This window comes from Arthrobacter sp. TJ-170, from assembly GCF_058269305.1.
Window position 1 is genome coordinate 437,680 of record NZ_JBZCNL010000001.1, and the last position, 20,892, is coordinate 458,571.

The following is a 20,892-nucleotide window of genomic DNA, read 5'->3' on the forward strand; positions in this document are numbered from 1 at the left end:
CATGAGCCGGCCCATCAGCGACACCGAGCAGCGTCAACCGACCTACGTAGTGGGTCGGCGTGCTGTCGAGGGCAAGCTCGTGGGAGTGGTCATCGCAATCCCGGAGCCTATCGCCGGAGAACTCGAGAGCTGGCGTGCCTCCTTCGGAGATCCGATGGCTGCCCTCGTTCCGCCCCACATCACGCTGATCACCACTACCCCTTCAACCGACTGGCACTCCACTATTCGCCATGTACGCGAGGTTGCCTCTGCCCAGTGCCCGTTCACGGTGACCCTGAAAAGCACGGGCACGTTCCGGCCGCTCACTCCGGTGGTCTTCGTGAACGTCACCGAAGGGTTTGATTCCTGCGTGGACCTGCACCGCCGGTTGCAGGCAGGACCACTCGCCCGTGAACTCGAGTTCCCTTTCCATCCGCACGTCACCGTTGCCCACGACGTCAGCGAAGCCAACATGGATTCGGCCGAGCAGCAACTCGATGACTTCGAGGCCACCTTCTCCGTACGTACCATGGGACTGTACGAGCACGACGTCACCGGCGTGTGGAAACTACGGGAAGAGCTCACATTTGGCCAGAACGCTGCCGCCGGCGAAGACGCAGGGGCCTGATACACCGTTTCCCACGGAACGGGTAAAGCTCAAACTGCAGGTGCTGCGGGCCCGCCGCAATCTTGGCCGCACCAGGCGCGAAAAGGGCGGGGGAGTTCCCGTTCTCCTGGCTACTGTCCAGTACCTGATCGCCAAGCTGAACGCCTTCCGTCCCGTGCGGGCGATCCAGCTCTACACGAGGCGCCACGGGCCGCTGATGGCCGCCGGCATCGCGTACTACATGTTCTTCGCCGTTGCTGCGTTGCTGGTCGTCGGGTTCTCGATCGTCGGGCTGATCATCGCCGGGAACACGGATCTGCAGCAGATGATTGTCCGTTCGGTGGACTCAACCACCCCCGGTCTCATCGACACAGATGGGGAAAGCGGTGGAAACGGTTTAGTCACACCTGAGGAATTGTTCGATCTGGAAGCCAGCCTCAGTGTCACGCTGCTCATTTCCACGGCGATCATGCTGTTCACTTCATTGCGATGGATCGGCGGGGTGCGTGAAGGGATGCGCGGTATTTTCAACGTGGCACCCGTCGAGACGAATCCGATCCTGATGAAGCTCAAGGACCTGGTGATACTGCTGGTTCTCGCTGTGACTCTCATCGTGACCACCGTGGTGGGGGTCGTGGCCAACACGATCCTTGACCTGGTTCTCCCGTGGCTGGGCCTGGATAGCGCCGCCAGACCGCTGACGCAGATCGCCGGCAGCGTGGTAACCCTCCTCCTTGACACGCTTGTGGCGGTGATCCTGTTCCGGGCGGCGTCTGCAGTGCAGATGCCGCGGATGGTTCTGGTGCAATCTGCACTGATCGCAGGAGTGGGCAGCACGGTCCTTCGCACCTTCAGCACCGTCCTGCTGGGGGGCGTGGACCGCAACCCGCTGCTCGCGCCCTTCGCCGTTATCCTCGGTTTGTTCGTCTGGTTCTTTCTGCTGAGCCAGATCTACCTGCTGGCGACGGCGTGGGGCGCGATCGGCGCAGCCGACGCCGAAACCGCCCGTTCCAAAGCGCGTGGAGGCCGTGCACGGTCGCTGCGCCAGCGCAGCAGGGCAGCCCAGTAACTCCCCTTGACCTTCCTGCGAAGGGGGAGAAGAGAACGACGACGGCGCGCGGCCACCTTCCGATAGCCGCGCGCCGTTTTTCGTGCGGTAGTGCTGAAACTCAGGATATTAGAGCTTGCGCGACAGGATGGCCTGCTTGACCTCGGCGATTGCCTGGGTGACCTGGATGCCACGGGGGCAGGCTTCCGAGCAGTTGAAAGTGGTACGGCAGCGCCATACGCCTTCCTTGTCGTTGAGGATCTCGAGGCGCATGTCACCGGCGTCGTCACGTGAGTCGAAGATGAAACGGTGCGCGTTGACGATCGCGGCCGGGCCAAAGTACTGTCCGTCGGTCCAGAAGACCGGGCAGGACGAGGTACATGCCGCGCACAGGATGCACTTGGTGGTGTCGTCGAAACGCTCGCGCTCCTCGGCTGATTGCACCCGCTCCCGGGTGGGCTCGTGGCCGCGGTTGACGAGGAACGGCATGATCTCCCGGTACGACTGGAAGAACGGCTCCATGTCGACGATGAGGTCCTTCTCCACCGGCAGGCCCTTGATGGGTTCCACCAGGATGGGCTTGGACGTGTCAAGATCCTTCAGGAGGGTCTTGCAGGCCAGGCGGTTGCGGCCATTGATGCGCATCGCGTCGGAGCCGCACACACCGTGAGCGCACGAGCGGCGGAATGACACGGTGCCGTCATGCTCCCATTTCACTTTGTGCAGGGCATCGAGCACGCGGTCCGTGCCGTACATGGTGAGTTTCCACTCATCCCAGTGAGCCTCGTCAGAGACCTCAGGGTTGTAGCGTCGTACCTTCAGGGTGATGTCGAAGGTGGGAATCTCACCACCGCCGCCTACTCCGGGCGCGAGGTCGATCTTGGAGGCCGGTTCTTTTTCGACAGTTGGGGTGCTCATCAGTACTTACGCTCCATGGGCTGGTAACGGGTGAAGACTACCGGTTTGGTCTCAAGGCGCACGCCGCTGGTTTCAGTAGCGGAGGGATCCTTGTAGGCCATGGAATGGGTCATGAAATTCTTGTCGTCACGCTCGGGGTAGTCCTCGCGGAAGTGGCCACCGCGGGATTCCTTGCGGTGCAGGGCAGCTGCCGTCATGACCTTGGCCATGTCCAGCAGGAAGCCGAGCTCAACGGCTTCAAGCAGGTCAAGGTTGAAACGCTTGCCCTTGTCCTGGACGGTAACGCGGGTGTAGCGCTCCTCGAGCTTGTCAATGACTTCGAGGGCTTCCTTCAGGGTCTGCTCAGTGCGGAACACCTGGACGTTGGCGTCCATGACGTCCTGCAGCTCCTGGCGGATCTGGGACACACGCTCGCCGCCTTCGGAGCTGCGCATCGTGTCCAGAAGACGCTGCGTCTCCACAAGCGGGTTTTCCGGAATCTCGACAAAATCCGCCGTGACGGCGTACTCGGCTGCTGCGATGCCGGCGCGCTTGCCGAAAACGTTGATGTCCAGCAGCGAGTTGGTGCCGAGGCGGTTGGAGCCGTGGACGGAGACACAGGCAACTTCACCTGCGGCGTAGAGGCCCGGGACAACGGTGTCATTGTCCTGCAGCACCTCAGCCTTGATGTTGGTGGGGATGCCGCCCATCGCGTAGTGCGCCGTCGGGAAAACGGGCACCGGCTCGGTATAGGGCTCCACACCGAGGTAAGTGCGGGCGAATTCGGTGATGTCCGGCAGCTTCGCGTCGATGTGCGCCGGCTCCAGGTGGGTCAGGTCCAGAAGGACGTAGTCCTTGTTGGGCCCGGCGCCGCGTCCCTCACGTACTTCGTTGGCCATCGAGCGCGCAACGATGTCACGCGGGGCGAGGTCCTTGATGGTGGGGGCGTACCGCTCCATGAAACGCTCACCCTCGGAGTTACGCAGGATCGCGCCCTCACCGCGGGCGGCCTCGGAGAGCAGGATACCCAGGCCGGCGAGGCCGGTCGGGTGGAACTGGAAGAATTCCATGTCCTCGAGGGGGATACCGCGACGGAAGGCAATGCCCATGCCGTCGCCGGTCAGTGTGTGCGCGTTGGAGGTTGTCTTGTACACCTTGCCGACGCCGCCGGATGCGAACACAACCGACTTGGCCTGGAAGACGTGCAGTTCCCCGGAGGCGAGGTCGTAGGCGACGACGCCCGCAACCCGCTTCTGGATGCGGGTGACGCCGTCGACGGTCACTTCTTCGTCGAACGACATCATGTCGAGCACGTAGTACTCGTTGAAGAACTCGACGTTGTGCTTCACGCAGTTTTGGTACAGGGTCTGGAGGATCATGTGCCCGGTGCGGTCAGCGGCGTAGCAGGCCCGGCGGACGGGGGCCTTGCCGTGGTCGCGGGTGTGACCGCCGAACCGGCGCTGGTCGATGCGGCCCTCGGGCGTGCGGTTGAACGGCAGACCCATCTTTTCGAGGTCCAGCACAGCGTCGATCGCTTCTTTCGCCATGACCTCGGCGGCGTCCTGGTCAACCAGGTAGTCGCCGCCCTTCACGGTGTCGAAGGTGTGCCATTCCCAGTTGTCTTCCTCGACGTTGGCGAGGGCAGCACACATGCCGCCCTGCGCCGCACCCGTGTGCGAGCGGGTTGGGTAGAGCTTGGTCAGTACAGCCGTCCTCGCGCGCTGGCCGGATTCAATCGCGGCGCGCATGCCGGCGCCACCTGCGCCCACAATAACGACGTCGTACTTATGGACCTGCATACTGTGCTCTTTCTGTTGAATCTAAAGATGTACCTAGCCGAATCTGTTGCTCGCGCGACTAGCCGCCTTGAGACCTAGGGTGCGGGGCAGTAGTCCGCGACGTGCGGAACGCCGTCGATTACGGGGCAGGGATCGAAGGTGAAGATCACCAGCGTGCCGAGCACAATGATGACGGTCGCCGCAAGGTAGAGGATGTTCTTGAGCCAGAACCGGGTGAAGTCCTTCTCGGCGTAGTCATTGATGATCACGCGGACGCCGTTGGTCCCGTGCAGCATGGCCAGCCAGAGCATCACGAGGTCCCATGCCTGCCACAGCGGGCTCGCCCATTTGCCGGCGACGAAGCCGAAGTCAACTCCTTCAATGCCTTCACCGGCGATCATGCTGGTCCAGAGATGCACGAAGATCAGTACAACCAGGACCACGCCGGAGAGCCGCATGAACAGCCACGCGAACATCTCGAAGTTGCCCTTGGAGCCGCCGCTGCGCAGGTACTGCGGTGAGATGCGGCCGGAGCGGGGAGATTCAACAGTGGGAGTAGCCATGGCTTAGTGACCTCCGAAAACAACAGAGAGATGGCGGATGGAGAAAGCGATCATGGTGACTGCCCAGAGTCCAATGACGGCCCACAGCATCTGCCGGTGGTACTTGGGACCCTTCTTCCAGAAGTCAACGAGGACAACGCGGAGGCCGTTGAAGGCATGGAAGACGATTGCGGCTACCAGTCCCAGCTCTCCGAGACCCATGATGGGGTTCTTGTAGGACTCGATGACGATGTTGTACGCCTCCGGGGATACCCGAACCAGCGAGGTGTCGAGTACATGCACCAGTAGGAAAAAGAAGATCACGACGCCGGTAATACGATGCGCTACCCAGGACCACTGGCCTTCACGGCCACGGTAGAGGGTGCCTGCTGGTGTCTTCGACACTGAAAAACCTCCCTGTGTCGCGGAGGCGTTAGCGCGTCTTCAACGCTGGAATGTCGCCCCGCGAGAGCACTCTTTCAACAAGCCTAATCTAGGTGCGGCTGTTGGGGGGTTCAATTTAGGGCGCCCTTCACTGTGACCTTGTTAACATGAGGCCATCCGGATGGCCTCATGTTAGTCCGGATGGCCCGGTTTCCGAACCCCTCTGTCCGAAACCTGTGGCTTTGGCAGGCCACGTAACACCGCTGCATTAATCTCTGCTGTTAATGTGGGAGCGATGAGTACTCAAGAGCAAAGCCCCCTGGACCGCTTTCACGGCGTGATCCCGGCCGGTGGAACAGGCACCCGACTATGGCCGCTGTCCCGTGCGGCAGCCCCGAAGTTCCTGCATGATTTGACCGGCTCCGGCAGCACCTTGATCCGTGCAACATACGAGCGGCTCCATCCGCTGAGCGGCAAGCGGATCATGGTGGTCACCGGCAAGGCGCACCGCCGGGCTGTGCTGGCGCAGCTTCCGGAGCTGAAGGATTCCGACCTCGTCCTGGAGAGCGAACCTAAGGACTCGGGTGCGGCGATCGGCCTCGCCGCGGCAATCCTTTACCACCGCGATCCGGACATCATCATGGGGTCATTCGCCGCGGATCAGGTGATTGCCCCGGTGGAGGACTTCCAGGCAGCGGTGCGCGAGGCAGTCCATACGGCGGCCGAAGGCTACATCGTGACCATCGGTATCCTGCCCACCCACCCGTCCACCGGCTTCGGCTATATCCGCGCCGGCGAGCCGCTGGATATCGCAGGGGCTCCCAGCGCGAACTCGGTCATCGAGTTCGTGGAGAAGCCGTCGGTAGCGGTCGCCCGCGAATACATCGACAGTGGGAAGTACAGCTGGAATGCCGGCATGTTCGTGGCCCCGGTGGCACTCATGCTCAAGCACCTCGAAGCCAACGAGCCCGTCCTCTACGCGGGACTCATGGAGATCGCTGCCGCCTGGAACACCCGCTCCCGCAATGAGGTGGCCCGTCGGGTGTGGCCCACCCTGCCGAAGATTGCGATCGACTATGCAGTCGCCGAACCGGCGGCCGCAGCCGGTGATGTCGCCATGATTCCCGGAAACTTCAGCTGGGACGACGTCGGGGACTTCGCTGCGATCGGCCGGCTGAACCCAGCCATGGAAAACTCTGAACTCACGGTGATGGGGGAGGGTGCGCGCGTCTTCTCGGAGAATGCCTCGGGCATTGTGGTGTCCGATACCAAGCGGGTAATCGCGTTGATCGGGATTGACGACGTCGTAATTGTGGATACTCCCGACGCGCTTCTGGTCACCACCAAGGAACATGCCCAGGAAGTGAAAAAGGCCGTTGAATCGCTGCGGGCAAGCGGTGACGTCGACGTCCTCTAGGAGCGCGCCCGCGGGCCCGCGAGTCGCTCAATGACGTCCGGTTAGAGCGGCCGCGGACAGGTTCGTTAGGCTTGTGCCGTGCAGAAAACTACCACCGAAGCTCCGGTCGTCCCACATATCGGTGTGTGGGTCGCTCCGCTGCTGGATGAGCTGACGAGATTTCGGCGCGATATTCATGCACATCCGGAACTGTCGCACAAGGAATACCGCACCACCGACCGGCTTGTGGAGCAGCTGGAAGCGGCAGGGCTGAAGCCCAAGCGTCTCCAGAACACGGGTCTGTACGTGGACGTTGGAGACGGCGACATCAGGATCGCCCTCCGGGCGGACATAGACGCGCTCCCCGTTCTCGAGGAGACCGGGCTGCCCTATGCCTCAACGTCCACGGGCATAGCGCATTCATGCGGTCATGACATCCACACCACTGTGATGCTCGGCGTTGCCCTCGTGCTCTCCAATATCGACGCCGAATCTCCCCTTCACGGGCGGGTGCGGATCATTTTCCAGCCCGCTGAGGAAACCATGCCGGGCGGGGCCCTGGACGTGATCGCCCAGGGCGTACTCGATGAGGTTCCGCGCATCCTCGCCCTCCACTGTGATCCGCGCATCGACGTCGGCCTCGTGGGAACCCGCATCGGCGCCATCACCTCCGCCTCCGATACCGTGCGCGTGGAGCTGAGCGGGCGCGGCGGGCACACGTCCCGTCCGCACCTCACCGAAGACCTGGTGTTCGCGCTGGCCCATATTGCGGCCAACGTCCCGGCAGTCCTGTCCCGCCGCATCGACGTGCGCAGCGCCGTCTCCGTGGTCTGGGGACAGATGCACGCGGGGTCGGCTCCGAACGCCATCCCGGCCCACGGCTTCATGTCCGGCACCATGCGCTGCCTCGACGGTGAGGCGTGGGAAGCCGCTGGCGACCTGATGGATGAGACCGTGCGTCAGCTCGCCGCGCCGTTCGGTGTCGACGTCAAGCTCGAGCACACCAGGGGAGTGCCGCCCGTGGTGAACACCGAAGCGGAGACCGGACTGATCGAGGCCGCAGCCCGGGCCGAACTCGGACCGGACGCCGTAGTCCTCACTCCCCAGTCCATGGGCGGTGAAGACTTCGCCTGGATGACGCAGAAGGTGTCCGGGGCGATGATGCGGCTCGGCACGCGCACCCCTGGCGGGGAAACCTATGACCTCCACCGTGGCGACTACAACCCCGATGAGCAGGCAATCGGATGCGGCGTGCGCGTGATGGCCGCTGCCGCGATGCGCGCCGTTCTCGGCCTGAGACACTAACTGGGAGTGGCCAGGGCCGAAGTTTCACGGTCAGAACCGGCCCGCTAGCGGCCGGCCCGCGAGCAGCAGGGAATGCAGGCGCGTCCGCGGCAGTTGCAAATCTCCGTGAGCAGCTCCAATAACCCCCGCGTACCCCTGTCCGTCCTCGATCTCGCCACTGTTGGGTCCGGCCGCACCAGTTCGGATGCGCTCGCCGACAGCGCCAGGCTCGCGCAGGCCGCCGACCGGCTGGGACTGGCCCGTTTCTGGGTTGCCGAGCACCACAACATGCCCGCCGTCGCATCGACCAGTCCTGCCGTGCTGATCGCACATCTGGCCGCCCACACCGCACAGATCCGCCTTGGCTCGGGCGGCGTGATGCTCCCGAACCACGCGCCCTTCGTGGTCGCTGAGCAGTTCGCTCTGCTCGAGGCCCTGCATCCGGGCAGGATTGACCTCGGCATCGGCCGCGCGCCGGGAACCGACCAGATGACCGCCATGGCCTTGCGCCGGCAGGTCGACGGGCTCGGCGTGGAAGAGTTCCCGCAGCACGTCCTCGAAGTGCTCGCGCTCCTCGGCGACAACCGGACACCCGACCGTACGGTGCGGCTGGCGGCGACGCCGTCGCCGTCGTCGTTCCCTGATGTGTGGCTGCTGGGCTCAAGCAGCTACTCGGCTCAGCTGGCCGGGATGCTCGGCCTGCGGTACAGCTACGCACACCACTTCGGGAACGAGGACCCGGCGGCCGTCATGCGCCTCTACCGCTCCAACTTCCAGGCCTCGCCTGCGCTCGCCGAGCCCTATGCCATGCTGGCCACCTCCGCCCTCACGGCAGACACGGCGGAGGAAGCCGAGTACCTCGCCGGCCCCGCAAAGGTGATGGCCCTGTCGCTGCGGTCCGGCCGACTCGCGCCGATCGTGTCACCCGAGGAGGCTGCGGGGCGTTTGTTCACGGAGCAGGAGCAGTTGATGCTTGAGCACCTGCCGGCGATCAAGGCCGTCGGGACGCCTGACCAGGTGACCGCACGCCTGGAGGAGCTGGTGGAACTCACCGGGGTGCAGGAACTTATGGTCACAGGAACCACGTACGACGTCGGCTCCCGGATTGATTCGCTGGCTCACCTCGCGGGTGCCTGGGGGCAGTTGCAGGAAGCTTCGACGCCTGACGCCTCCGCCGTCCGGTAGGTCAACCTACCCGTTGGTAACAAAACCTGAACAATGTGGAAACTGGTCGGCGCTTTGGTAGTGTGCCCGGTCACTCCGGCGCTAGAGTAAGCATCGTCATCGAGTCCCGAATTGAGGCGGGACCGGCGCCACGAACATCAATGAAAACAGAGCTTGTATTCCGGGTAAGGGATCGCAAACGGACACTCATTGATCTCTTGATCGTGGGCTTACTTCTTATCGGAGGAACATTGAAGAATTCACGGAGCTTGATAGGGCGCCGCACCGGCATGTCCGTTGCAGCACTGGGAGCAGCAGCCCTTATCCTCGCCGGTTGCGGGGCGCCGCCGGCCGAGACGGACGGTGGCGGATCCGATCCCGCTGCCGAAGGGACCGACTACACCGGCTGCATTGTTTCCGATGAGGGCGGGTTCGACGATCAGTCATTCAATCAGTCCAGCTATGAGGGAATCCAGGCTGCGGAGGAGTCCCTCGGGATTGAAGTCAAGCAGGCCGAGTCCCAGGCGGAGACCGACTTCACGCCGAACGTCAATTCCATGGTCTCTGCCGGCTGCGACCTGATTGTCACCGTCGGGTTCCTGCTGTCAGCCACCACGGCCGAAGCTGCGGAAGCCAACCCGGACACCAACTTCGCGATCGTCGATGATAACCAGATTGATCTTCCCAACGTGAAGCCGATCATCTACGACACGGCCCAGGCTGCTTTCATGGCCGGCTACCTGGCCGCCGGCACCTCGGAAACCGGCAGGGTTGCTACCTACGGCGGTATCCAGATTCCCACCGTGACCATCTTCATGGATGGTTTTGCGGACGGCGTCGCCTACTACAACGAGCAGAAGGACGCCGACGTCCAGTTGCTCGGCTGGGACAAGGAAGCACAGACGGGCACCTTCGTCGGTGACTTCTCGAACCAGGCTGCGGGCAAAACCAACACCCAGAACTTCATCAATGAAGGCGCCGACATCATCATGCCGGTTGCCGGTCCCGTTGGGCTCGGCACCATCGAGGCCGTTGCGGAAGCCAACGCAGACGGTGGCAGCAACAAGGTGATCTGGGTTGACTCCGACGGCTTCGAGACAGTCGAAAGCGGAACCGAGTACATCCTCACCTCCGTCATGAAACTCATGGGCGAGGCAGTGGAGCAGGTCATCACCGAAGACGTTGAAGGCAACTTCAGCAACGAGCCATACGTCGGCACCCTGGAGAACGGCGGTGTTGCGCTTGCGCCGTTCCACGATCAGGAAGAAGCCGTCTCGGACGAGATGGCGGCCGAACTTGAGGAAATCAAGGCAGGCATCATTTCCGGCGATATCACAGTCGAGTCTGAGGCCAGTCCCCAGCAATAGCCCGGCGTAACGCGCCGCCCGCTCCCAGGATGGTTCCACCGTCCTACGGAGCGGGCGGCGTGTTCGCGTTACGGTTGAAGAAATCTGTATCCGCGGGCGGTCCGCGAACCGGCAGGTGAAACTGCCCGGATCCTGGACTCCCGGCTCCCACAAAGGACAGGTTGGTTGGGGTTGTGAAGCTCGAACTGCAGGGAATCACCAAGAGATTTGGCTCTCTTGTTGCCAATGACAATATTGATCTGGTTGTGAATCCGGGTGAGGTGCACTGCCTCCTCGGCGAGAACGGTGCCGGCAAGTCGACACTCATGAACGTCCTCTACGGACTCTATGAACCGACCGACGGGCGCATCCTCGTTGACGGACGGCCCGTTACCTTTCGCGGGCCCGGTGATGCGATGGCTGCGGGAATCGGCATGGTGCACCAGCACTTCATGCTTATCCCGGTCTTCACCGTCGCTGAGAACGTCGCGCTCGGTGATGAGCACACCAAAGCGGGCGGAATCCTGGACCTCGACAAGACCCGCGCACGTATCCGCGAGATCTCCGACCGCTACGGGTTCGACGTCGACCCCGATGCTCTCGTGGAGAATCTTCCCGTCGGCGTGCAACAGCGTGTGGAGATCATCAAGGCGCTGGTCCGAAAGGCCGAAGTGCTGATCCTGGATGAGCCCACCGCCGTGCTCACCCCGCAGGAAACCGACGAGCTGATCCAGATCATCGAAGAACTGAAGACCGGCGGCACTGCAATCGTCTTCATTTCCCACAAACTGCGCGAAGTGAAGGCAGTGTCCGATGTCATCACGGTGATCCGCCGGGGCGCCGTCGTCGGAACCGTTGATCCCACAGCCAGCACAGGTGATCTGGCCTCCATGATGGTCGGCCGGCAGGTGAGCCTCAACCTCAATAAGGCGCCGGCCACCCCCGGTGAAACGACCTTCAAGGTCCGAAACCTGACGGTGCCCGGACCCAGCGGCCAGAACCTTGTGGACAACGTCAGCTTCGAGATATCCAAAGGGGAGATTCTCGCAGTTGCCGGAGTGCAGGGCAACGGCCAGACCGAGCTCACCGAGGCCATCCTCGGACTGCACCCGCACGCATCCGGATCGATTCAGCTGAACGGTAAGGAACTCCTCGGGATGAAGGTCAAGGACATCATCCGCGAAGGCGTGGGATTCGTGCCCGAAGACCGCAAAGTGGACGGACTGGTCGGCAGCTTCTCGATCGCTGAGAACATGATCCTCAACTGGTACAACGAGCCTCCCTACGCCAAGGGACTCGCCATGAAACCGTCGGTGGTTCTCAAGAATGCGCGTGCAAAGGTCGCGGAGTTCGATGTTCGAACGCAGAGCGCGGAAGCGCCTGTCAGCACGCTCTCCGGCGGCAACCAGCAGAAGGTGGTCCTCGCCCGCGAACTCTCACGGCCGCTGAACCTCTTCATTGCCTCGCAGCCCACCCGTGGTGTGGACGTGGGATCGATCGAATTCCTGCACAAGCGCATCGTCACCGAGCGCGACGGCGGCACACCGGTCATGATTGTGTCCACAGAACTCGATGAAATCAGTGAACTCGCGGACCGCATTGCGGTCCTGCACGGAGGAGAGCTCATGGGTGTGGTCCCCGGAGACACGTCCCGCGACGTGCTCGGTCTCATGATGGCAGGCACGACCGCTGAGGAAGCGTTGCGGCAAGGCCCGGGGCAGAACACAGCCGTCCAGGGAGAACGCGGCCGGACCACCCACGAGGACCGGGTTGCCGGGGAGGAAAGCCGATGAGCGCCGTCGACAGGCCGGAAGCTGAGTCAGCAGCCCCGCCGCCCAGCCCGGGTACGGGCGACACAACGCCGGCGCCCGAAGACCATGAGGACCGTGGCCGCGGCATCCTGAAGAGCATTGCCACCGGATCATCGCTCGTGGCGATCCTCGCCATCGTGCTTTCAATAATTCTCGGCGGCATCCTGATTGCCCTGACTGACGAGGACGTGGCTGCAGCATCGTCGTACTTCTTCAGCAGACCGGGGGACACACTCGCAGCGGCATGGGAAGCGGCAAGCGGGGCCTACGTGGCCCTGTTCCAGGGGGCAGTGTTCAACCCGCGCGCCGACTCCCTCGCACTGATGTTCCGGCCGCTGACTGAAACGCTCACCGTGGCCACGCCGCTGATCCTCGCCGGTCTGGGCGTGGCGGTGGCTTTCCGCGCGGGACTGTTCAACATCGGCGCCCAGGGGCAGATCATCCTAGGCGCCATGTTCGCGGGGTGGATCGGCTTCTCCTGGCAGCTGCCGTTCGGCCTGCACCTGCTGTTCGTGGTCATCGCCGGGTTCGTGGGCGGAGCACTGTGGGGTTTCATCCCCGGCATCCTGAAGGCACGCACCGGCGCGCATGAGGTCATTGTGACCATCATGCTCAACTACATCGCCATTTACCTGGTCGGTTACCTCCTCACCACCCCCACGTTCCAGAACCCCGGGTCATCGAACCCCATCAGTCCCCGCCTGTACGAAACGGCGGTATTCCCGCAGATCCTCGGTCCGCAGTTCCGGCTGCACCTCGGCTTCCTTGTGGCGATCGCTGCGACCTACGGGGTGTGGTGGCTGCTCAACCGCTCCACGATCGGTTTCGAGCTGCGCGCCGTGGGGGCGAACCCGTTCGCGGCACGCACCGCGGGTATCAGCGTGACCAAGGGTTACGTCATCGTCATGATGCTTGCAGGCGGCCTCGCCGGACTGGCCGGTGTTGCGCAGGTGGCAGGAACGGAACGCGTACTTACCAGCGGCATCGCCGCGAGCTTCGGGTTCGATGCGATCACCGTTGCGCTGTTGGGACGTTCCCACCCGTGGGGCGTGTTCTTCGCCGGGGTCCTGTTCGGTGCGTTCCGTGCCGGAGGCGTGCAGATGCAGACCCTGACCGGTACCCCGATTGACATCGTCCTTGTGGTCCAGTCCCTCATCGTCCTCTTCATCGCGGCGCCGCCGCTTGTGAAGGCAATCTTCCGAATTGACCGGAAGAAAACGCCGCGCAAAGAGCGCAGGACGGCCAAAGACCGGAAGGTCACCGCATCGGGAGGTGCAGCATGAGCATCGCGACAACCGTGACCGATACACGGGAAACAGCACCCTCCGGGCGGAACTGGAAGGCACCGATCGGCTTCGGTTTCGGCGCACTCGTTGCGCTGCTTGTATTCGCACTCGGGGGACCGGCAACCACCGCTATTTTCCGGGTCTCGGATGATTCCGACCGCTTCCGGCTCGCGGACATTGAGCTGCCGGCAAACGTGGTGGGCTGGGTCGTAGCCCTCGCATTGATTGCGATCACGGTCTACGCGTTTCTGCAGGTTCGTCGCGGTGAGAAAATCAACCGTTGGGCCGGCATCGCCTATGCGGTGCTCTTCGTTGCAGGGTTCCTGACCTGGGTGGTAGGGATCGCCGATCGGCCGTCCATCTCCCTAGCAGGCCTCGTGGCAGGCTCGGTCACGCTGGCCATCCCGCTGATCTTCGGATCGCTCTCGGGTGTGCTGTGTGAGCGGGTCGGCGTCGTGAATATCGCTATCGAGGGCCAGCTCCTCTCCGGTGCTTTCGCAGCCGCCGTCGCCGCATCGGTTTCGGGCAACGTCTACGTTGGACTGTTCGCGGCTGCGTTTGCGGGCATGCTGGTCTCGCTCATCCTTGCGATCTTCAGCATCAAGTACCTCGTGAACCAGATTATTGTCGGCGTGGTTCTGAACGTGCTGGTTTCCGGACTGACCGGGTTCCTCGCGTCCACGCTGCTCAGCCGTGACTCGGCAACGTTCAACTCTCCACCGCGGCTGCCGGACATCCGCATCCCGCTCCTGGCGGATATCCCCGTGATCGGGCCGATCCTGTTCCAACAGACCATCGTCGGGTACTTCATGTACATCGCCGTGATCGTGATCTGGCTCGGGCTCTTCCGCACCAAGTGGGGGCTGCGGGTGCGGGCCGTCGGTGAGCACCCGCAGGCCGCGGACACGATGGGCATCAAGGTCAACGCCACCCGGTTCTGGAACGTCCTCCTGGGCGGTGCTGTCGCGGGGTTCGGCGGGGCGTTCTTCACACTCGTCTCGGTGAGCACGTTCACCCGCGACATGACGGCGGGCCAGGGCTACATTGCCCTTGCTGCGCTCATCTTCGGACGCTGGAACCCGATCGGGGCGTTCTTCGCCGCATTGCTGTTCGGCTTCGCTACGAACCTGCGTTTTGTCCTTTCCATCATCGGTACGGATGTCCCGAGCCAGTTCCTGGCCATGCTGCCGTACATCGTGACGATCCTGGCTGTCGCAGGCCTGGTGGGGCGGTCCCGTCCGCCGGCCGCCGGCGGCATCCCGTACGTCAAGGAGTAGCACCATGGGCGCATCGGATGAATCAAAAACAACAACTCCCACGACGACGATGACGGCGGCCGCCACCGCAGGCAAGGCCGGGGAGATCCCGTGGGCGGGCCTCGCGGAAGCCGCTATCGAAGCCATGCGGAAGGCGTACGTGCCGTACTCCAATTTCCCCGTAGGGGCTGCGGCAATGACGGAGGATGGACGGATAGTATCCGGCTGCAACGTGGAGAACGCGTCCTACGGGCTCACTCTCTGTGCCGAATGCTCGCTGGTGAGCCAGCTCCAGATGACCGGTGGCGGCCGGCTGGTTGCATTCAGTTGCGTGGACGGGAACGGTGACGCGCTGATGCCGTGCGGCCGGTGCAGGCAGCTGCTCTACGAATTCCGCGCTCCGGGGATGCTGCTGATGACGGTGAGCGGGATCAAAACCATGGACGAGGTGCTGCCGGACGCGTTCGGTCCGCAGGATCTCGCAGAGACGGGCAGTGCCCGGACGGGACTAACCACATGAGCGAGCAGTTCGACGCCGTCGACATCATCCGCACCAAGCGGGACAGAGGCACGCTGAGCCCGGAGCAGATCGACTGGACCATCGACGCGTATACCCGCGGCGCGATCGCCGACGAGCAGATGGCCGCCCTCAACATGGCGATCCTCCTCAACGGCATGGACCGTGAGGAAATCTCGAGGTGGACGGCGGCCATGATCGCCAGCGGCGAGCGGATGGACTTTTCGTCCCTGGGGAAGCCGACCAGTGACAAGCATTCCACCGGGGGAGTGGGCGACAAGATCACCCTCCCGCTCGCGCCGCTTGTCGCCGTCTTCGGCGTCGCCGTGCCGCAGCTCTCCGGACGCGGCCTCGGCCACACCGGGGGAACCCTGGACAAGCTCGAATCGATCCCGGGCTGGCGGGCGCAGCTCTCGAATGACGAAATGATGGCGCAGCTGGCCGACGTCGGCGCGGTCATCTGCGCAGCCGGTGCCGGGCTGGCTCCCGCGGACAAGAAGCTCTACGCGCTGCGTGACGTCACCGGAACGGTGGAGGCAATTCCGCTGATCGCCTCGTCGATCATGAGCAAGAAGATCGCGGAAGGCACTGGCGCGCTCGTCCTCGACGTGAAGGTCGGCAGCGGCGCGTTCATGAAGGACGAAGCGCAGGCCCGTGAACTTGCAGAGACCATGGTGGCACTCGGAACGGACGCCGGAGTGAACACGGTAGCGCTGCTGACGAACATGTCCACGCCGCTCGGGTTGACCGCCGGCAACGCCATCGAGGTGGAGGAATCCGTGGAGGTACTCGCCGGCGGAGGCCCGCAGGATGTGGTTGAACTGACCGTCAGGCTCGCGGAAGAGATGCTGGGCGCCGCCGGGGTCAACGATGCGGACCCCGCGCAGGCACTCAAGGACGGTCGGGCCATGGATGTCTGGAACCGCATGATCGAGGCGCAGGGCGGGGATCCGCGCGCAGCGCTTCCCGTGGCCAGGGAATCGGAGACCGTCTACGCGCCGGCCGACGGCGTCCTGGTTGAGCTTGACGCCCTCGCCGTTGGGGTAGCCGCCTGGCGCCTCGGAGCCGGACGGGCCCGCAAGGAGGACGCGGTCCAGGCCGGGGCCGGTGTCCGGCTACACGCCAAGCCCGGAGCGGTGGTGCGTGCCGGTGAACCGCTGATGACCCTGCTCACCGACACCCCCGAGAAGTTCGATCGCGCGCGCGAGGCACTGGAAACCGCCGTCGTCATTGCCCCGGAAGGTTCACGCCCGGCGCAACAGCTCATTATCGACCGCATCGCCTGACCCGTAGGGGGCATCCCCTACCAACGGAGGGGCATCCCCTAGTACCCGGGGCGGAGAGGCCCCGGGGGAAGATCAGCCCTTCGGGCGACGCGTTCGGGACCCGCCGCACCCTAACCTTGTAAAAAGCTTGGATCAGGGGAGCAACAGGGGTATACCCCATGGACCCCTTTGATTCGCTGCTGGCATGGTTGAAGTGGTCACTGACCCACCTGAGACGGCGGCATTCGGGAGCCGATCCGTACAATCCAAGGAGCGCAGGTAGTGGACGCCATCAATGCTGTCACGAATGGACTGAGTGAGTTCATCCTCAGTACCGCCGAACAGCCGTGGGTCTACCTGCTGGTGTTCATCTGCTGCACCGTAGACGGATTCTTTCCGCCCTTCCCGAGCGAGTCAGTGGTGGTGGGTCTCGCCTCGCTGGTGATCACCCAGGGAGTGCCCAACGTTTGGCTGCTGATGCTCGTCTCTGCCCTCGGAGCCTTCATCGGCGACAACGTGGCCTACGCGATGGGCCGCGGTGTGGGCACCCAGCGATTCCGGTGGATGCGCCGCCCGCGCTCGCAGAAGGCTTTCGAGTGGGCCGGGTACGAGCTGGAGAAACGGGCGGCGTCCCTGATCCTGGTTGCGCGGTTTGTCCCGTTCGGGCGGGTTGCAGTCAACCTCACCGCCGGCGCAACCGGATATTCACGACGGCGGTTCCTCGCGCTGACCTGCATCTCGGCAATAGCCTGGGGCAGCTACTCCGTGGGCATCGGTGCCCTTGCCGGAGCCTGGTTCGCGGACAATCACCTGCTCGGTGTCACCGTCGCGATCACAGTGGCCGTGATCCTCGGGTTCATCGTGGACCGCGTCATCAGCGCCGTCCGGGGATCGCCCCCAACGCGGCCGCGGCCGGAGCCGCTGCAACCACAGGTCGTGAAACTGGACAGCGTTATGGAACCCGCAGGGGAGCCTCTGGCCTCGCGTAGTCTTGGCCTGTGACTGAACCAATGACTTCCCTTGCCACCGATATCTCCTTCGACATTCGCGCCCTGCCGAAAGTGTCCCTGCACGATCACCTCGACGGTGGCCTGCGGCCCGCGACGATCATTGAGCTCGCCGAAGCGGTTGGCCACCAGCTTCCCTCGACGGACCCGGTTGCGCTCGGCCAGTGGTTCCGCGACTCGGCCGATTCCGGTTCCCTGGTGCGCTACCTGGAAACGTTCGACCACACCATTGCGGTCATGCAGACCCGAGAAGGGCTTTCCCGCGTTGCGCAGGAGTTCGTGGAGGATCTTGCCGACGACGGCGTCGTCTACGGCGAGGTGCGCTGGGCCCCTGAGCAACACCTGACCAGGGGATTGTCCCTCGACGAGGCGGTCGAGGCAGTCCAGGAAGGTCTCGACGCGGGCGTAGAGGCCGTCGCAGTACGCGGAGGCACCATCCAGGTGGGTCAGCTCATCACGGCCATGAGGCACGCTGACCGCGGCCAGGAAATCGCCGAACTGGCTGTCCGTCACCGCGACCGCGGCGCAGTCGGTTTCGACATCGCAGGCGCCGAGGACGGCTTCCCGCCCGCCCGGTTCGCCGACGCATTCACCTACCTCGCCCAGCACCAGTTCCCGGCGACCGTCCACGCGGGCGAGGCTGCCGGCGTCGAGAGCATCGTGGACGCCCTCGTGAATGGGCGGGCACAGCGGCTGGGCCACGGCGTGCGCATCGCCGAGGACATCACCGTGGAGTTCGATGACGACGGCGGCTCCGACTCCCCGGTCGGAATGGCCAGCCTCGGCCAGGTGGCCGCCTGGGTCCGTGACCGCGGGATTCCTCTGGAGGTCTGCCCGTCGTCGAACCTGCAGACCGGAGCGATCGAGGCGTTCGGTAAGGACATCGCCAGCCACCCGATCGACCTGCTCTACCAGCTCGGCTTCAACGTCACAGTCAACACGGACAACCGGCTGATGAGCGGCGTAACGCTCACCGACGAATTCGAGCTTCTCGTTGAGACTTTCGACTACGATCTCGATGATCTCCTTGAGCTCACCCTCAACGCCGTGGAGGCTGCGTTCCTGCCCCTCGACAGCCGCACCGCGCTCGCCGAGCTCATTGCGCAGGGGTACGACGGCACCGGCGGAGCATGACCGGAAGAGCGCAGCACGCAGGAGCTTCTCTCGAGCGGCTGCTTGAGGTGACCCGCCAGTTGCGTGAGCATTGCCCCTGGATGGGCGCGCTGACGCATGAGTCGCTCGCCGAGTACCTCGTCGAAGAGTGCTACGAACTCCTCGATGCTTTGGAGGAGCCGGCAGGGGCCGACGAACTGCGCTCCGAACTGGGCGACGTACTCCTGCAGGTAGTGCTTCACGCACGCCTGCAGGAGGAACACGGTTTCTTTGGGATGGCCGAGGTCATTGACGGTCTCACCGACAAGATGATCCGGCGCAATGCCCACGTCTTCACTGCCGACGGCGGACTGCGGGAGGTGTTTCCGGCGTCCGTCGAGGAGATTGAGGCGGCATGGCACAGCATCAAGCGGCGGGAACAGCCGTCGGATTCGACGCCGTTCGCCAGCATCCCGCAGGGTCTTCCGGCGCTCGCTCAGGCCGCGAAAACGCTCAAGCGGGCAAAACGCGACGGAGCAGTCCGACGGGAGGCTGCCGGCGTCGTACGTACCGGTGAGGCGCGCCCGGCATCGGAGGAAGAGCTCGGTGAGGTGCTGCTTGCCGTCGTCGGACAGGCTGTCGACGCCGGACTGGATCCGGAGCGGGCGCTCCGCGTTGCAGTGCGCAAGTACCAGGATGCACATCTGGCGCACCCCGGTGAGGGCGTCCCCGCCGAGACGACGGTCGACGCTCCTCACGGCATTCCGGAAGGAAAGAGTGCCGTCACGGACGGTCATTGAGCGCCGCTTTGAATTAGGCTGAGTACGAATCCCCGCGTAGACGCATCAGCCCGTCCGGGCTGAGCACGTTTTCCGCTGTCCGTATGCAGAACCTGCATACACCCTTGATGAACAGGAGCATTCCATGGCAATTATTGATGCCATCCACGCACGTGAAATCCTTGACTCCCGCGGCAACCCCACGGTTGAGGTCGAGGTACTGCTCGACGACGACACCTTCGGCCGCGCCGCCGTCCCCTCCGGTGCGTCCACCGGCGCCTTCGAAGCGAACGAACGCCGTGACGGCGACAAGGACCGTTACCTCGGCAAAGGCGTCCTCCAGGCTGTTGAAGCCGTTATCGAGCAGATCCAGCCCGGACTGCTCGGCTTCGATGCCGGCGACCAGCGCGCCATTGACCAGGCCATGATCGACCTGGACGGCACCGAGAACAAGTCCAACCTGGGAGCGAACGCCATGCTCGGCGTTTCCCTGGCGATCGCCCGCGCAGCCGCCGAGTCTTCCGCGCTGCCGCTCTACCGTTACCTGGGTGGACCCAACGCGCACGTTCTGCCCGTTCCGCTGATGAACATCCTGAACGGCGGATCGCACGCCGATTCCGACGTCGACATCCAGGAATTCATGATCGTTCCCCTGGGCGCGGAGTCCTACTCCGAGGGCCTGCGCTGGGGCGTTGAGGTCTACCACGAGCTCAAGAAGGTCCTGAACGAAAAGGGCCTCGCAACGGGCCTCGGCGATGAGGGCGGCTTCGCCCCCAACCTGCCCTCCAACCGGGATGCACTCGACCTCATCACCACCGCCATCGAGCGCGCCGGCTACACCCCCGGCACCGACATCGCGTTCGCGCTCGACGTTGCCGCCTCCGAGTTCTACAAGGACGGCGCCTACCACTTCGAGGGCAAGGCACTCGATTCCGCGGCCATGCGTGCCTACTACGAAGAGCTCGTACGCGACTACCCGCTGGTCTCCATCGAGGATCCGCTGGACGAGGAAGACTGGGACGGCTGGAAGGCACTCACCGACTCCCTCGGTGACAAGGTCCAGCTCGTCGGCGATGACCTCTTCGTCACCAACCCGGTCCGTCTCGAGCGCGGCATCAAGGCGGACACGGCCAACTCGCTGCTCGTGAAGGTGAATCAGATCGGTACGCTCACGGAAACGCTCGACGCCATCTCGCTGGCCCAGCGCTCCGGCTACACCACGATCACCTCTCACCGCTCCGGTGAGACCGAAGACACCACAATCGCGGACATCTGCGTGGCAACGAACGCCGGCCAGATCAAGACGGGCGCACCCGCGCGTTCCGAGCGTGTTGCCAAGTACAACCAGCTGCTGCGTATCGAGGAGGAACTGGACGACGCCGCACGTTACGCCGGTCGTTCCGCCTTCCCGCGTTTCACTGCCTGATCGCCGGGCTAGGGCGTTACCCTCGTTA

19 protein-coding genes are annotated in these 20,892 nt (G+C 63.8%); 15 read left to right on the forward strand and 4 right to left on the reverse strand.

The annotated features are described in order from the left end of the window. The first annotated feature begins 1 nt into the window (after position 1). Together AC4D1W_RS02140 and AC4D1W_RS02145 are read left to right on the forward strand one after the other, a co-directional pair. Positions 2-607 (forward strand): 2'-5' RNA ligase family protein, encoded by a 606-nt coding sequence (locus AC4D1W_RS02140; protein WP_490897642.1) that lies wholly within the window; start codon positions 2-4, stop codon positions 605-607. Further along, positions 567-1,655, forward strand: coding sequence for a YihY/virulence factor BrkB family protein (locus AC4D1W_RS02145; RefSeq protein WP_490890589.1), 1,089 nt, complete (start codon positions 567-569; stop codon positions 1,653-1,655). The genes AC4D1W_RS02140 and AC4D1W_RS02145 overlap by 41 nt, the downstream gene beginning before the upstream one ends. A 108-nt stretch (positions 1,656-1,763) precedes the next feature. Here AC4D1W_RS02145 and AC4D1W_RS02150 read toward each other — a convergent pair whose 3' ends face one another. From AC4D1W_RS02150 to sdhC, 4 genes are all read right to left on the reverse strand, one after another. Then, positions 1,764-2,552, reverse strand: coding sequence for a succinate dehydrogenase iron-sulfur subunit (locus AC4D1W_RS02150; RefSeq protein ID WP_490890590.1), 789 nt, complete (start codon positions 2,550-2,552; stop codon positions 1,764-1,766). Further along, positions 2,552-4,330 carry a succinate dehydrogenase flavoprotein subunit gene (sdhA, locus tag AC4D1W_RS02155; protein WP_490890591.1) on the reverse strand — a complete coding sequence of 593 codons (1,779 nt, stop codon included), beginning with the start codon at positions 4,328-4,330 and terminating at the stop codon, positions 2,552-2,554. Before sdhA ends, AC4D1W_RS02150 begins: the two co-directional genes overlap by 1 nt. Positions 4,331-4,404: 74 nt before the next feature. Then, positions 4,405-4,872 (reverse strand): succinate dehydrogenase hydrophobic membrane anchor subunit, encoded by a 468-nt coding sequence (locus AC4D1W_RS02160; protein ID WP_490890592.1) that lies wholly within the window; start codon positions 4,870-4,872, stop codon positions 4,405-4,407. A gap of 3 nt (positions 4,873-4,875) precedes the next feature. After that, positions 4,876-5,256: a succinate dehydrogenase, cytochrome b556 subunit gene (gene sdhC, locus AC4D1W_RS02165; protein WP_490897643.1), complete on the reverse strand. Its 381-nt coding sequence runs from the start codon at positions 5,254-5,256 to the stop codon at positions 4,876-4,878. Between the two features lie 274 nt (positions 5,257-5,530). Here sdhC and AC4D1W_RS02170 point away from each other — a divergent pair, with 274 nt between their 5' ends. The 13 genes from AC4D1W_RS02170 (at position 5,531) to eno (ending at position 20,864) form a co-directional block, all read left to right on the forward strand. After that, positions 5,531-6,652 carry a mannose-1-phosphate guanylyltransferase gene (locus AC4D1W_RS02170; RefSeq protein WP_490890594.1) on the forward strand — a complete coding sequence of 374 codons (1,122 nt, stop codon included), beginning with the start codon at positions 5,531-5,533 and terminating at the stop codon, positions 6,650-6,652. 78 nt (positions 6,653-6,730) lie between these two features. Beyond that, positions 6,731-7,936, forward strand: a complete 1,206-nt coding sequence (locus tag AC4D1W_RS02175) for an amidohydrolase (protein WP_490897644.1) — start codon at positions 6,731-6,733, stop codon at positions 7,934-7,936. Between the two features lie 105 nt (positions 7,937-8,041). After that, positions 8,042-9,100, forward strand: a complete 1,059-nt coding sequence (locus AC4D1W_RS02180; protein WP_490897645.1) for an LLM class flavin-dependent oxidoreductase — start codon at positions 8,042-8,044, stop codon at positions 9,098-9,100. Between the two features lie 269 nt (positions 9,101-9,369). Further along, positions 9,370-10,446: a BMP family lipoprotein gene (locus AC4D1W_RS02185; protein WP_490897646.1), complete on the forward strand. Its 1,077-nt coding sequence runs from the start codon at positions 9,370-9,372 to the stop codon at positions 10,444-10,446. Between the two features lie 173 nt (positions 10,447-10,619). Further along, positions 10,620-12,218 carry an ABC transporter ATP-binding protein gene (locus tag AC4D1W_RS02190; RefSeq protein ID WP_490897647.1) on the forward strand — a complete coding sequence of 533 codons (1,599 nt, stop codon included), beginning with the start codon at positions 10,620-10,622 and terminating at the stop codon, positions 12,216-12,218. Then, the gene (locus AC4D1W_RS02195; protein ID WP_490897648.1) at positions 12,215-13,519 is read left to right on the forward strand and encodes an ABC transporter permease; all 1,305 of its coding nucleotides are present in this window, start codon (positions 12,215-12,217) and stop codon (positions 13,517-13,519) included. Before AC4D1W_RS02190 ends, AC4D1W_RS02195 begins: the two co-directional genes overlap by 4 nt. After that, entirely contained in the window at positions 13,516-14,799 is a 1,284-nt protein-coding gene (locus AC4D1W_RS02200; protein ID WP_490897649.1) for an ABC transporter permease, read from the forward strand. The genes AC4D1W_RS02195 and AC4D1W_RS02200 overlap by 4 nt, the downstream gene beginning before the upstream one ends. A gap of 49 nt (positions 14,800-14,848) precedes the next feature. Further along, positions 14,849-15,298 carry a cytidine deaminase gene (locus tag AC4D1W_RS02205; protein WP_490897878.1) on the forward strand — a complete coding sequence of 150 codons (450 nt, stop codon included), beginning with the start codon at positions 14,849-14,851 and terminating at the stop codon, positions 15,296-15,298. Then, a complete protein-coding gene (locus tag AC4D1W_RS02210; protein WP_490897650.1) occupies positions 15,295-16,581 on the forward strand; it encodes a thymidine phosphorylase in 1,287 nt (428 codons plus the stop codon). The genes AC4D1W_RS02205 and AC4D1W_RS02210 overlap by 4 nt, the downstream gene beginning before the upstream one ends. Before the next feature lie 261 nt (positions 16,582-16,842). After that, positions 16,843-17,562, forward strand: a complete 720-nt coding sequence (locus tag AC4D1W_RS02215) for a DedA family protein (RefSeq protein ID WP_490897651.1) — start codon at positions 16,843-16,845, stop codon at positions 17,560-17,562. Beyond that, positions 17,559-18,701, forward strand: coding sequence for an adenosine deaminase (locus AC4D1W_RS02220; RefSeq protein ID WP_490897652.1), 1,143 nt, complete (start codon positions 17,559-17,561; stop codon positions 18,699-18,701). Before AC4D1W_RS02215 ends, AC4D1W_RS02220 begins: the two co-directional genes overlap by 4 nt. Continuing rightward, the gene (locus AC4D1W_RS02225; RefSeq protein ID WP_490897653.1) at positions 18,698-19,459 is read left to right on the forward strand and encodes a MazG nucleotide pyrophosphohydrolase domain-containing protein; all 762 of its coding nucleotides are present in this window, start codon (positions 18,698-18,700) and stop codon (positions 19,457-19,459) included. The genes AC4D1W_RS02220 and AC4D1W_RS02225 overlap by 4 nt, the downstream gene beginning before the upstream one ends. 124 nt (positions 19,460-19,583) lie before the next feature. After that, a complete protein-coding gene (gene eno, locus AC4D1W_RS02230) occupies positions 19,584-20,864 on the forward strand; it encodes a phosphopyruvate hydratase (RefSeq protein ID WP_490890606.1) in 1,281 nt (426 codons plus the stop codon). Positions 20,865-20,892 lie beyond the last annotated feature (28 nt).